Annotated in this window: 8 protein-coding genes and 1 tRNA gene; 4 read left to right on the top strand and 5 right to left on the bottom strand. The window is 43.5% G+C overall.

Annotated features, from left to right (window positions below; genetic code table 11):
• The first annotated feature begins 57 nt into the window (after positions 1 to 57).
• Positions 58 to 2,883, top strand: a complete 2,826-nt coding sequence (gene uvrA / locus QV280_RS11295; protein WP_152822843.1) for an excinuclease ABC subunit UvrA — start codon at positions 58 to 60, stop codon at positions 2,881 to 2,883.
• A gap of 18 nt (positions 2,884 to 2,901) precedes the next feature.
• The gene (locus QV280_RS11300; RefSeq protein ID WP_152822841.1) at positions 2,902 to 4,671 is read left to right on the top strand and encodes a PglL family O-oligosaccharyltransferase; all 1,770 of its coding nucleotides are present in this window, start codon (positions 2,902 to 2,904) and stop codon (positions 4,669 to 4,671) included.
• 28 nt (positions 4,672 to 4,699) lie between these two features.
• Here the strand turns inward: QV280_RS11300 and QV280_RS11305 are convergent, their stop codons facing one another.
• Positions 4,700 to 5,809: a pyridoxal-phosphate-dependent aminotransferase family protein gene (locus tag QV280_RS11305; RefSeq protein WP_152822839.1), complete on the bottom strand. Its 1,110-nt coding sequence runs from the start codon at positions 5,807 to 5,809 to the stop codon at positions 4,700 to 4,702.
• Between the two features lie 275 nt (positions 5,810 to 6,084).
• On the opposite strand from QV280_RS11305, the gene lysC reads away from it, so the two are divergent.
• A complete protein-coding gene (lysC, locus tag QV280_RS11310; RefSeq protein ID WP_023405574.1) occupies positions 6,085 to 7,437 on the top strand; it encodes a lysine-sensitive aspartokinase 3 in 1,353 nt (450 codons plus the stop codon).
• Between the two features lie 75 nt (positions 7,438 to 7,512).
• On the opposite strand, the gene metH is transcribed toward lysC, so the two are convergent.
• Positions 7,513 to 11,181 carry a methionine synthase gene (gene metH, locus QV280_RS11315; protein ID WP_152822837.1) on the bottom strand — a complete coding sequence of 1,223 codons (3,669 nt, stop codon included), beginning with the start codon at positions 11,179 to 11,181 and terminating at the stop codon, positions 7,513 to 7,515.
• A gap of 184 nt (positions 11,182 to 11,365) precedes the next feature.
• Between metH and QV280_RS11320 the strand changes: the two genes are divergently transcribed.
• The gene (locus QV280_RS11320) at positions 11,366 to 12,664 is read left to right on the top strand and encodes a cation:proton antiporter (protein ID WP_023405572.1); all 1,299 of its coding nucleotides are present in this window, start codon (positions 11,366 to 11,368) and stop codon (positions 12,662 to 12,664) included.
• A 72-nt stretch (positions 12,665 to 12,736) separates the two neighbouring features.
• On the opposite strand, the gene metA is transcribed toward QV280_RS11320, so the two are convergent.
• The 3 genes from metA to QV280_RS11335 all read right to left on the bottom strand — a co-directional run bounded on the left by metA (position 12,737) and on the right by QV280_RS11335 (position 14,513).
• Entirely contained in the window at positions 12,737 to 13,678 is a 942-nt protein-coding gene (gene metA, locus QV280_RS11325; RefSeq protein WP_023405571.1) for a homoserine O-acetyltransferase MetA, read from the bottom strand.
• Between the two features lie 97 nt (positions 13,679 to 13,775).
• Positions 13,776 to 14,318 (bottom strand): hypothetical protein, encoded by a 543-nt coding sequence (locus QV280_RS11330; RefSeq protein ID WP_152822835.1) that lies wholly within the window; start codon positions 14,316 to 14,318, stop codon positions 13,776 to 13,778.
• A 118-nt stretch (positions 14,319 to 14,436) separates the two neighbouring features.
• Positions 14,437 to 14,513 (bottom strand) — tRNA-Asp (locus tag QV280_RS11335).
• Positions 14,514 to 14,532: the final 19 nt, after the last annotated feature.

The following is a 14,532-nucleotide window of genomic DNA, read 5'->3' on the forward strand; positions in this document are numbered from 1 at the left end:
CAGTCGTTTAAAGCTATGTAATACTTGGCAGATGATTATGTAATTGAGCAGGATTAGATGGATACTATCGACGTTCGTGGTGCTAGAACTCACAACCTTAAAAACATCAACCTCACTATTCCAAGAGATAAACTGACGGTTATTACTGGCCTATCCGGTTCTGGTAAGTCGTCGTTGGCTTTTGATACTTTATATGCCGAGGGTCAGCGTCGCTATGTTGAGTCTCTATCAGCCTATGCCCGCCAATTTTTATCTTTGATGGAAAAGCCAGATGTTGACCATATTGAAGGTCTGTCACCTGCTATTTCAATAGAACAAAAATCAACCTCTCATAACCCCCGTTCAACAGTGGGTACAATTACCGAAGTGTATGATTACCTTCGTTTATTGTATGCCCGTGTTGGCGAACCTCGTTGTCCTGAGCATAAAGAGCCTCTATCCGCGCAAACCATTACTCAAATGGTCGACAAAGTGCTTGAGTTGCCAGAAGGCTCAAAAATGATGTTGCTGGCTCCGATAGTTAAAGAGCGCAAAGGGGAACACGTTAAAACCTTCCAGAATCTCGCTTCACAAGGCTTTATTCGTGCGCGTATTGATGGTGATATTTGCGATCTTTCCGATCCACCGACGTTAGAATTACATAAAAAACACACCATTGAAGTTGTCGTCGATCGCTTCAAGGTGCGTAGCGATCTCCAGCAGCGCCTTGCTGAATCCTTTGAGACCACTTTAGAGCTCTCTGGCGGGATCGCCGTCGTCGCCTCGATGGATAAAGGCGACCAAGAAGAGATCATCTTCTCTGCCAACTTTGCTTGTCCACGCTGTGGTTATAGCATGCAGGAATTAGAACCAAGACTGTTCTCTTTCAACAACCCTGCAGGGGCTTGTCATACTTGTGACGGGCTTGGGGTGCAGCAATATTTTGATGAAAGCCGAGTGGTTTTAGATGGCAATCTAAGCATTGCCGAGGGAGCAATCAAAGGCTGGGATCAAAAGAACTATTATTATTTCCAAATGCTAGGCGCACTGGCTGAGCACTATGATTTTGACTTGTATGCACCTTTTAAATCTCTGCCGAAGAAGATCAGAGAGATCATATTAAAAGGCTCGGGGCGTACCGAGATCGAATTTAAATACATCAATGATCGTGGTGATATTCGAGTTAAGACGCATCCATTTGAAGGTATTCTTAATACACTAGAACGTCGCTATCACGATACTGAATCCAATTCTGTGCGTGAAGATCTCGCCAAATATATCTCGACTCGTTCTTGCACCAGTTGTGATGGCACTCGATTACGACAAGAGGCGCGTAACGTATTTGTAGACGATACGCCATTGCCTAGCATTGTTGAGATGAGCATTAGCGAAGCATTAGACTTCTTTAAAAACATGAATCTCGAAGGGCAAAAAGCGCAAATAGCCGATAAGATCATGAAAGAGATCAACGATCGCTTAAGCTTTCTGGTTAATGTTGGCCTTAACTATCTCAACCTTTCTCGCAGTGCTGAAACCCTATCTGGTGGTGAAGCGCAGCGTATCCGTTTGGCCAGCCAAATTGGCGCAGGTTTAGTCGGTGTAATGTATGTATTGGATGAACCTTCCATTGGCCTGCACCAAAGAGACAATGAGCGCTTACTTGGCACCCTTACCCATTTGCGAGATCTTGGAAATACCGTTCTTGTGGTAGAACATGACGAAGATGCCATTCGAACTGCCGACCATATTATTGATATAGGCCCCGGTGCCGGCGTACATGGCGGACATGTCGTTGCAGAAGGGACTTATGACGATATCATCAACAACCCTGATTCACTGACCGGACAATACCTAAACGGCACCAAAGAAATCGCGATTCCGAAAAAGCGAACTCCTGTCGATAAAGAGAAATTGATCGTGCTAAAAGGCGCGTCAGGTAACAATTTAAAAACTGTTGATCTGACTATTCCTTGTGGATTGTTTACTTGTGTCACTGGGGTATCAGGTTCGGGTAAATCAACCTTAATTAATGACACCTTCTTTAAAATTGCACATAGAGAACTCAACGGCGCAACCACCAGCAATCCAAGTGCTTACGACACAGTAGATGGCTTACAGCATTTTGATAAAGTGATCGATATTGACCAAAGCCCTATCGGTCGCACCCCAAGATCAAACCCTGCCACTTACACCGGAATCTTCACGCCAATTCGTGAGTTATTTGCCGGCACTCAAGAGTCTCGTTCTCGCGGTTATAAACCAGGTAGATTTAGCTTTAATGTACGAGGTGGCCGCTGTGAAGCGTGCCAAGGCGATGGTGTAATCAAAGTTGAAATGCACTTCCTACCAGACGTTTATGTACCTTGTGACTCTTGTAAAGGCAAACGCTACAATCGTGAAACCCTAGAAGTTAAATACAAAGGTAAGTCCATTGATGAAGTGCTGAATATGACGGTGGAAGATGCGCATGCTTTCTTTGAACCTGTACCTGTCATCGCCAGAAAGCTAAAAACTTTAATTGATGTGGGGCTTTCGTATATTCGTTTAGGACAAGCGGCAACGACGCTATCAGGCGGTGAAGCGCAGCGTGTGAAACTAGCCCGAGAATTATCTAAGCGTGATACCGGAAAAACCTTGTATATTCTGGATGAACCTACCACTGGATTGCACTTTCATGATATACAACAGTTACTTACTGTTTTACATCGCCTGCGCGATCACGGTAATACAGTAGTAGTTATCGAGCACAACCTTGATGTGGTAAAAACCGCAGACTGGATTGTCGATCTTGGCCCTGAAGGGGGGCAAGGTGGTGGCGAAATTGTCGCAACCGGTACACCAGAGCAAGTAGCAAAAGTCAAAGGCTCGCATACCGCTCACTTTTTAAAGCCTATGCTTAAATAACAACAAAGGACGCAACCAATGGCAACCCTGTTAACTACAGGTACATTACTTGAAAAAAAGACTCCTAAAGTACCGTTTAACAGGCGTTTTCTGCTGTTTATGGGGATTGTCTTCCTCATCGCGACCCACTTCTTCTCCCCCAACCCTGGGGGAGCAGGTTTAGCACTCTCTTTTAATCCTCCAGTATGGGCATTTTTGAGTATTGCACTTGGTATTGCCATGTATCAAACCGCCAATAATCGCGCCATCAAATACTCAAAAATGACCGTGGCTCTGTTTATCAGCTGTTTGTTGATGACCTTGCCCGTACTATTACCCAATGCCAATGTTGAGATTGTACTGCCAAGGTTAATGGGATTATGGGCCGGCTTTTTTCTGTTCCTATCTTTTCAGCAATTTCGATTTAGTAATGAAGAAAAGCAGCGACTGCTGTGGTTTATTTTATTTTCGGTCGCCATTGAAGCGCTATTTGGTTGGGTACAATACAAATTACTGTCACCGGGTAATCCATTTGGTTACGACACACTTAGAAATCGTCCTTATGGCATCTTTCAGCAACCTAATGTCATGGCTAGCTTCTTAGCCACAGGACTGGTGCTTTCTGGATACTTACTCGCAAGACAGCCTCACGACAAATACTTAAAGTGGCGACAAAAAATCTCCTTTTTGTATGCCATTCCGCTACTTACAATCCCTTTATTAGTGGTATTGGCTTCTAGAACCGGTTGGCTAGGTGCCATCATTGCGGTTGCTATGGTCTCGCCTTATCTGTATCGCTTTGCCCTGCGCTCACGAGCCATCATTTGGTCTGCAGCAGTTTTGATTGGACTCGCTATTGGCGTCGGCTTGACCTTCACGGGGAGCAGTCAGTCATTAATCAGCCAAAAAGCCGACTTAGAAAGTGCACGTGCTTATACCTTCCCTCAGGGGATCGATATGATTATCGAACGCCCTATTTCAGGTTATGGCTACGGAAAATTTGAATCGGCTTATATTGTCTATACCGCAAGACAGCACCAAATAAATCCTGACTACCCTGCCGGTTTACCTTCAATGGATCATCCACACAACGAGCTACTAATGTGGGGAATTGAAGGAGGCATATTACCTTTAATCGGAATATTTCTGGCGATGGGATTTGTGCTATACCGCTTGTATATGGTCAGGCAGGGTACTCGTGTTGGCATCTTGGCACTCTTCATACCGATAGTGCTACACACACAATTAGAATACCCCTTCTATCACTCTGCTATCCATTGGGTATCATTTATTATTCTGCTGTATTGGGTCGATCAACGCACCGCACGTTATCGTCCACAAAGCTTTGGCCGCATAAGTAAAATGTTTCTACGCAGTGCCAGTTTGATATTACCTATATTAACCTGCGTCTACATGGTGACAGCGCTACAGACCAATTATGTTCTAACTCAATTTGAACATTCTAAGCCTAAAAACCCAGATATCTTAGACAGAGTAACAAATCCAATTGCATGGAAAGATCGTTACGAATGGGATATTAACAGCACCTTGTTAAACATCGGTATTACCACCAATCAAAAACAGCATATTCAAACCTACGTTGATTGGTCACTCCCGTTTATAAAAGACAAGCCACGCCCTGCGCTATACAAAAACTTAATACTGGCGTATTTAGCTCTAGACCAACAGCAGATGGCGAATGCAATTCGTAGTGAAGCGGAGTTTTTATTCCCTAAAGTGGACTTTAGCACTGTATCGTTACAGAGAATTAAAGTCAGTAAGGCGCAACCTACCACCAGCGACGAGTAATCCCTCACTGGTGGTTTAGCTCTCTTAGTTACAACACCTCTTTAAGTGCCTGCAAGCAAAGTGCGACATTTTCCTTGCGGGCGCCATAGCCCATCAAACCGATGCGCCATGCTTTTCCTGCTAAATCTCCCAGCCCCGCGCCAATTTCCAGATTGTACTCATTTAATAGGCGTTGACGCACAGCGCCATCATCGACCCCTTCAGGAATATAAATCGCATTTAATTGTGGCAATCGATATTGCTCATCCACTACAAATTGAATACCCAGCTCAGATAACCCTTGTTTCAATATTTGATGAGCATCGGCATGACGTTGCCACGCCTGCTGCAACCCTTCCTCTTTTAATAGCAATAAGGATTCGTGCAGCGCATACAAGCTATTAACTGGCGCTGTATGATGGTAAGCACGTTTACCTGCGCCGCTCCAATACCCAAGCACTAAGCTTTGATCTAAGAACCAGCTTTGTACCGAGTGAGTTCTCGATTCAATTTTTGCTAGTGCTTTCTCTGAAAAGGTCAAAGGAGACAATCCCGGAGTACAAGATAAGCATTTTTGGCTACCCGAATACACCGCATCCAACTGCCATTCATCAACCAATAGCGGCACGCCGCCTAGTGAAGTGACGGCATCAACAATCACCAGCATATCTTGCTCTTTTGCTATTTTTGACAATGCTTGCGCGTCACTTAGAGCACCGGTTGATGTTTCGGCGTGCACAAACGCAACCGCTACCGCGTCAGGATGTTCAGCAACAGCACTGGCCAATTTAGTCGCTGATACCGGTGCGCCCCATTCATCGTCCACCACAACTGCAATACCACCACAACGCTCTACATTTTGTCGCATTCGTTCGCCAAACACACCATTGCGGCAAACAATCACCTTCTCTCCCGGTTCAATAAGGTTTACAAAACACGCTTCCATCCCTGCACTGCCCGGCGCTGAAATCGCGATGGTAAATTCATTCTCGGTCTGGAAAGCATATTTTAGTAGCGATTTAAGCTCATCCATCATGCCGATAAACAAAGGATCTAAATGTCCAATAGTTGGACGTGACAATGCTTGTAATACTTGAGGGTAAATATCTGAAGGACCAGGACCAAGTAGAGTTCGTTTAGGAGGATTGAAGCTGCGCATAGTAAAGCCTTAATTTTAAATAAGAATAAATAGCTTATTGCATAAAAAATCGTCGTCAATAAGCAAAGCTCAGAAGTATGCGGTAGGTAAAAAAGCCAAGATCGGGATTAAGATATTGACATAATTTATACAAACCAGTTCAATGAAGAGAAGAGATAAATACCTCAGGGCAAGCTCTTATTATCAAATGTGTGATTAATAAAACGCATTTGAATCTCATACTGTTAACTCAGTATGGGTATTTGCACATTCTAAAGGACTAATGGAGAGATACAGTGAGCGCAATTAACGTTGCTAAATTTGGTGGCACCAGTGTGGCAAACTTCGAGGCGATGAGCCGATGTGTGACTATTGTAGAAAACAACCCTCAAACTAAACTGGTTGTCATCAGCGCCTGCTCTGGCGTAACCAATATTTTAGTTGAGCTTGCGAATGGTGTTACAGAACAAACCAAACGCGAACAACTTCTACAAACGTTAGTTGATATTCACTTCTCGATTATCAATCAGTTAAAACACCCAGAAAAAATCAACAATGAAATCAATGAAATACTGACCAAGATTTCTCAGTGTGCTGAAAGAGCGGTGAGTGAACCGAGCGAACAACTCACTGACCAATTGGTCTCTTGTGGCGAGCTAATGTCGACGCATATCCTGTGTCAGTTAATGTGCGAAAAAGGCCACAATGCGCAACGCTTTGATATCCGTACGGTAATGAAAACCACATCGGTATTTGGTAATGCTGAACCTCTACTGGATGAAATTAGTATTGCCGTACAAACGCACCTAGCGCCACTTTGCAAAGAGTCGATTGTCGTGACTCAAGGCTTTATTGGTTCAGACCTTAATAATAAAACCACGACTCTAGGTCGTGGCGGCAGTGACTATAGTGCTGCTCTTATTGCTGAAGCTATTTCAGCCTCTGGACTGGAAATTTGGACTGACGTACCGGGCATTTATACCACTGACCCACGTATTGCGCCGCAAGCGCATCCAATTAAAGAAATCAGTTTTGCTGAAGCATCAGAAATGGCCAATTTTGGTGCCAAGATCTTACACCCATCCACTCTAGTACCGGCGTTAAGACACAAAATTCCTGTGTTCGTTGGTTCTTCAAAAGAGCCTCAACTAGGCGGAACTTGGGTTAAGCAAGAAGTCGAAAGCGCACCACTATTTAGAGCGGTGACACTGCGTGGTAATCAAACCATGATCACTTTAAAAAGCCTAAATATGTTCCAAGCCAGTGGCTTCTTAGCCAAAGTATTTACCATACTGGCGCAACATAAAGTCTCGGTTGATCTGATTACCACTTCAGAGATCAGTGTGTCACTGACTCTCGATCATACCAACACTCAAGGTGGCTCACCTAAACTGCCACCAGCGGCTCAACAAGAACTGGAAAAACTCTGTTCTGTGGTGGTTGAACATAACCTGAGTCTTGTGGCGCTTATTGGTAACGAGATGGGACAAGCCAAAGGTGCGGCGAAGCAAATTTTTGGTACACTAGAAGATTACAATCTACGTATGATCTGTTACGGCGCAAGTTGCCATAACCTGTGTTTCTTGCTGCATGAGTCTTATGCACGTAACGCAGTGCAGCACTTACATAGAGAGCTGTTTGAAGGCTAATGCTTGAAAGCTAGTTAAGTGGATAACGAACTATAAAAAATGGGGCTATTTAGCCCCATTTTTGTTGTTTACTTGCTAGTTGTTCAGGTTTGGACCTAACCACTTCTCAGCCTCTAACCACTCCCAACCTTTACGCTCGGCATAGTCTTTAGCTTGATCTTCTTGGATCTGTGCAATCGCAAAGAAACGACTGTCAGGATGAGAGAAATACCAACCTGAAACAGAAGCTCCCGGCCACATGGCGTAACTGGTCGTGAGCGACATACCAATACGCTCTTCAACCTGCATTAAATCCCACAAAGGGCCTTTCTCTGTATGTTCAGGACATGCAGGATAACCCGGCGCAGGACGAATACCTTGATACTTTTCACGAATAAGATCATCGTTACTCAATTGCTCATCAGGGCTGTATCCCCAAATTTTAGTACGCACTTCTTGGTGTAGATATTCTGCAAATGCTTCAGCTAAACGGTCGGCCACAGCTTGAATCATGATGGCATTATAATCATCACCCGCAGCTTTATAGTTATCCGCCAGTTCACGCTCACCAATGCCACCGGTCACCGCAAACGCACCTACCCAGTCTTTTACTCCACTCTCTTTCGGAGCAATATAGTCACTCAAACAGTAGTTAAATCCTTTCGGTTTTTTGGTTTGCTGACGAAGGTGACACAAGGTTTTAGCTACTGTAGTACGAGACTCGTCGGTATAGACTTCAATATCATCACCCACGCTATTGGCAGGGAATAATTGACAGATACCATTGGCTTTTAGCAGACCTTCTCGCTCCACTCTATCCAATAGATCATTGGCATCTTTAAACAAACGACGAGCTTCTTCGCCTACTTCTTCATGATCGAGAATGGCAGGGTATTTACCCATCAATGTCCAAGTCATAAAGAAAGGAGTCCAGTCGATATATTCACGTAACACCGACACGCTCATATCTTTAAGGATAACAGGCTCTAATTGCTTAGGCTCAGGAGGAACATAAGACGACCAATCAATATCAACCTTATTTTCACGAGCTTTTGCGATTGTAGTTGGCGCAGTCTTGGGACGCTTTCTCGCATGTTGGTCACGAACACGTTCGTAATCCAAATCCAATTTTTCGATAAATGCAGGTTTCAACTGATCAGACAATAATGCAGAACAGACACCCACCGCACGAGAAGCGTTGTTTACGTATACCACTGGCTCAGAGTAGTTTTGTTCAATCTTCACCGCGGTATGCGCTTTAGAGGTGGTTGCGCCACCAATCAGTAGTGGCAGTTTAAACCCTTGGCGCTCCATCTCTTTGGCTACGTATACCATCTCATCTAATGATGGCGTGATAAGCCCAGAGAGACCGATAATATCGACGTTTTCTTCCTTGGCGACCTTCAAGATTTTATCACAAGGCACCATTACCCCAAGGTCGATGATCTCGTAGTTATTACACTGCAGTACTACGCCAACAATGTTTTTACCGATATCGTGAACATCACCTTTAACGGTGGCTAATAGTATTTTACCGTTGGTTTGACCGACTTCTTTAAGTGCATCGATAAACGGTTCTAAGTGACCGACAGCTTGCTTCATTACACGAGCAGATTTTACGACCTGAGGTAAGAACATCTTACCTTCACCAAATAAGTCACCGACGACGTTCATGCCATCCATTAGAGGGCCTTCAATCACCTCCAGTGGTCTACTTGCTTTAAGTCGCGCCTCTTCTGTATCTTCAATAATAAATTCAGTGATGCCTTTAACCAGTGCATGCTCAAGGCGTTTTTCAACTGGCCAGCCACGCCATTCTAGCGCCGTACCATCATCTTTAGGTCCAACACCGTTTTCACGGTATTCATCCGCAATATCAAGCAATCGTTCAGTGCCATCCGGACGACGGTTAAGAACAACGTCTTCTACCGCTTCACGCAGTTTATCTGGAACGTTATCGTAAACCTCCAACTGACCTGCGTTTACGATCCCCATATCCATACCGTTCTTGAAACAGTGATATAGGAATACTGCATGGATGGCTTCACGTACGTAGTTGTTACCACGGAAAGAGAAGGAAACGTTAGACACCCCTCCCGAAATCATCGCATGCGGAAGCGTACGCTTAATATCGGCAACCGCTTCGATAAAGTCGACCGCATAGTTATTGTGCTCATCAATGCCGGTTGCTACCGCAAAGATATTGGGGTCAAAAATAATGTCTTCAGCAGGAAAGCCAACTTCATCAACCAAAATATTGTAGGCATTGGTACAAATCTCGACTTTACGCTCGCGAGTATCAGCTTGGCCTACTTCATCGAAAGCCATCACGATAACCGCAGCGCCATAGCGGCGAATCAGCTTAGCTTGAGCGACAAATTTTTCTTTGCCTTCCTTCATAGAGATTGAGTTCACAATCCCCTTACCCTGAATACATTTTAGACCGGCTTCGATAACCTCCCATTTCGAGGAATCGACCATGATAGGCACTTTAGAAATTTCAGGTTCTGACGCACAAAGATTCAAGAAGCGAACCATACAGGCTTCAGCGTCAAGCATCCCTTCATCCATATTGATATCGATGATCTGAGCGCCGTTTTCTACCTGCTGACGAGCCACATCTAACGCTTCTTCATAAAGCTCTTCTCTTATTAGACGTTTGAAGCGAGCGGAACCGGTAACGTTGGTTCGTTCACCAACGTTCATAAACAGTGATTCTTTTTCTATAGATAGCGGTTCTAAACCAGATAAGCGACAAGCAGGTTTGATATCAGGCAGTGCGCGAGGAGTCGCTTTTTCGACTGCGTCTGCCATAGCTCGAATGTGCTCTGGCGTAGTACCACAACAGCCACCAACAAGGTTAAGAAATCCTGAATCAGCCCATTCTTGAATGTGCTCTGCCATATCTTCAGCAGAAAGATCGTATTCACCAAACGCATTCGGTAAACCGGCATTCGGGTGAACCGATACAAAAGTTTCTGAAATGCGAGAAAGCTCTTCCACATACGGGCGAAGCTCATCTGGGCCTAATGCACAGTTCAAACCAAAAGAAATTGGATTTACGTGACGCAGAGAGTTATAAAACGCTTCCGTTGTTTGTCCTGAAAGGGTACGTCCGGAGGCATCGGTAATAGTACCGGAGATCATCACTGGCAATGTCTGGCCAATTTCATCAAATACGGTTTCAACAGCAAAGGCACACGCTTTAGCGTTGAGAGTATCAAAGATAGTTTCGATAAGAATAAGGTCTGAGCCACCTTTGATTAACGCTAAAGTAGATTCTTTATAAGCGATAACCAACTCATCAAAGCTCACATTACGAAAGCCTGGATCATTAACATCTGGAGAGATAGAACAAGTTCGGTTAGTTGGGCCTAAAACACCCGCTACATATCTAGGTCGATTTGGCGTCTTTTTCGTCCATTCGTCTGCAGCTTCACGAGCCAGTTTTGCCGCCACATAGTTAATTTCTTCACTCAACGCCTCCATATCGTAGTCTGCCATGGCAATGGTGGTCGAGTTGAAGGTGTTCGTTTCTAGAATATCCGCGCCGGCTTCTAGATAATCACTGTGGATCTGTTTAATCAACTGTGGTTGAGACAGAACAAGTAAGTCATTATTCCCTTTTAAATCACAATGCCAATTGGCAAAACGAGCGCCCCGATAGTCTTCTTCTTCTAATTTCAGGTTTTGGATCATGGTGCCCATACCACCATCGATCAAAAGAATATGCTTCTTTAATTGCGCTTCGATCTGTTCTCTCATATTGCATCCTGCTCAGACGTGCTATTACTAACTTATTAATATCATCCTATCACAGAAAAATTAGATTCCTAGACGTCTAAAGCATGCATATTAACGCTATGATGCAGTAGTAAAGGTAGTTTTATTTGATATCACTATTAATTTGTCTCACAGTATTGAGACTTGCGAAACATAGGAGAAAGGAATGGACGCCTACCATACGCTATCTTTTTTAGCTGCCGGCGCGGTATTTATCGCATTTATAAACAGCAAAATAGGGAAGATGCAAACTACGATAGCTATCACCGCAGGTGCGATGTTGCTTTCGTTAGCGCTTATCATTGCAGGTCAAGCGGGATGGTTTAAGTTATCCCATGTAGCCCGAGAAACTATCGCATCAATTAATTTCGAAGACTTCTTGTTAAAAGGAATCCTTGGCTTTCTGCTCTTTGCGGGCGGTTTAGGTATTCAACTTAACCATTTAAAAGATCAAAAATGGGAAATCTCGTTTCTGGCGTTAGCCGCCACCTTGTTTTCCACTTTTGCAATTGGGTTTTCTTTACACGCTATCTTTGCCTTAATCGGCTTTAATTTAGATATTATTTATTGTTTGTTATTTGGGGCACTCATCTCGCCAACCGATCCAATCGCGGTACTGGCTATCGTAAAGAAGTTACAAGCCCCAACGCGTATTTCGACGCAAATAGAGGGAGAGTCACTGTTCAATGATGGCTTCGGTTTAGTCATATTTGTTACCCTTTATAGCATTGCCTTTGGTAACGATGCTCCTACATTGAACTCTGTTTCAATTTTATTCCTACAAGAAGCCATTGGTGGTATTGCTTACGGTTTTGTTCTAGGTCTTATATTCCATAAACTCATCAGCTTAACCGACGATCATTCAATGGAACTACTATTGACTCTAATCGTTCCTTCCGCTGGATATGCACTCGCTGAACTATTGGGCGTATCCGGTCCACTATCTATGGTGGTATCAGGGATCATAATTGGTAACTGGACTCGAAAATCTGGTTTTACCGAAGAGAGCCATCGTCATTTAGACCACTTTTGGGAGTTGATTGATGAGTTTTTAAATGGGGTGTTATTCCTGCTTATCGGTATGTCGATGTTGTTGTTTGAGTTTCACAAAGAAGACTGGCTGATGATGGTCGTGGCTATCCCACTGGTATTAATTGTTCGCTACATCAGCATTAAGCTGTCATATGCCTGCTTTAAGCAATTTAGATACTACAATCCAATGTCTGTGAAAATTCTTACGTGGGGTGGACTAAGAGGCGGATTAGCACTAGCAATGGCGTTATCAATACCCGCTGGGATTATGGTAATCCCTGAGAAAAATATCGATGTCAAAGAGGTCATTATTGTTATGACCTATGCGGTAGTAATGTTCTCTATTTTGGTGCAAGGGATGACAATCACACCATTGATCGAAAAGGCGAAACGCTTAGAGCCAGCTGCTACAGAAGAAAGCGACAGTAAATAACAACCTTCCCTCCAAATACACAAAAGGCATACTTAACAAGGTATGCCTTTTTGTTTTTAACTAAACCTATATCTATTCGTCGATAGTAAAGTTCTTCTCTGAGAACTTATCCAAATCATAAGGCGTCTGTTGGTAAACACAGTAATTTAGCCAATTGCTAAATAATAAATGTCCGTGACTACGCCATGTAGCATGTGGATCATTGCTCGGATCATCATCAGGATAGTAGTTTACTGGGATTTGCGGATCCATGCCTTCACCACAGTCTCGAACATACTCAGTATGAAGGGTGTGTGACTCATACTCAGGATGTCCTGTCACAAATACATTACGCTTATCTTGTGTTGCGGCTAAATAGACTCCGGCCTCTTTAGAGGTGGCTAAAATGTCTAAGTCTGTATTCTCTGCTAGATAATCAGATGAAAAGTCAGCATAACGAGAGTGAGGCGCTAAGAAGCAATCATCAAAACCTCTTAATAGCGGATGGTACGCATTGTGCGTCTCATGGCTGTATACGCCCGATAGCTTTTCTTTACGTGTTCTTTTAGGTAAGTCATAAAGTAGCTTTAATCCCGCTTGTGCAGCCCAGCACACATACAAGGTTGAAGTAACGTGCTCTTTTGCCCAAGACATAATAGTTTTGAGGTGATCCCAGTAGAATACATCCTCAAACTGAACTAAACCTAATGGCGCACCTGTAATGATAAGCCCATCGAAGTTGCGCTCTTTAACCGCTTCAAATTGTCGATAGAAGTTATCTAAATGCTCTGTTGGAGTGTTTCTGCTCGGTCTGTTATCGATGCGAAGTAACTCAATATCAACCTGTAGCGGACTATTCGATAGTAGACGTAAAAATTGGGTTTCAGTCTCTATTTTCTTTGGCATCAGATTTAAGATCAGTACGCGCAATGGACGAATCATTTGCGTCGATGCGCGAGTTTCTGACATGACAAAGATGCTTTCGCCTCTGAGTATATCTGTTGCAGGTAATTGATCGGGAACTCGAATAGGCAAAACTTAACTCCTCTAAGCATCTAGACGTCTATACGTTTCTACATTTAGACTACTGCAATATAGAGAAGGTGTCGAGTACGAATATGCAATCTAAGAGTTAATCACGTGACCACTGATACTCAGAAGGTTGCCCAAGTTGTTCAAAGTACTGCGAATGTAGTTGTTTGAATTGATCTTTCTTAATATCAGCAATATTCCACTCCGCAAAATCAATACTTAATTTTTGCCCATCAAAATCAATGATCGCGCTGTTCAAATGAGAAGTTACCACACTAAAGATCATCTCATTACTACCTTTGCAGTTAAACGTAACTGTTTGAACTGGCTTTTGGTTAAGTTGTAATTGCCCTTGTTTCGAGTCAGAACAGGTTTGGAAGCGCGCGAGATGCAATACCAACTTATTATTCATAGTGGTATACACAGAGACTTCTGTGGAGGGAAATAAATAGACTTTACGCAACAGTAATTGATGAGTGTCACTGGTACGGGCTATCTGTACACCGCTATTTATAAGAGGAAAACCAAGCCACTGCCAGTCATAGCCTTTGTCTTTATAAGTGAGTAAGCCAAACAAGCTAGCAAAGGCAACTAAAGAACAAATAGAAAATAAAAGGACGACTAATATAAATAACTTTTTCATCGATTTAGATAACCATTTATTTCTTAAATATGATTAAAGAATACCATCAAAGAGAAGAGTTAATGAAATACTATAGACGAAAAAAAGCCCTAGCATTTCTGCTAGGGCTTCTTATTAGTGGCGGAGTGGACGGGACTCGAACCCGCGACCCCCGGCGTGACAGGCCGGTATTCTAACCAACTGAACTACCACTCCGCACCAATTTGTTACTAAA

The sequence above is a fragment of the Vibrio sp. B1Z05 genome (assembly GCF_052955985.1).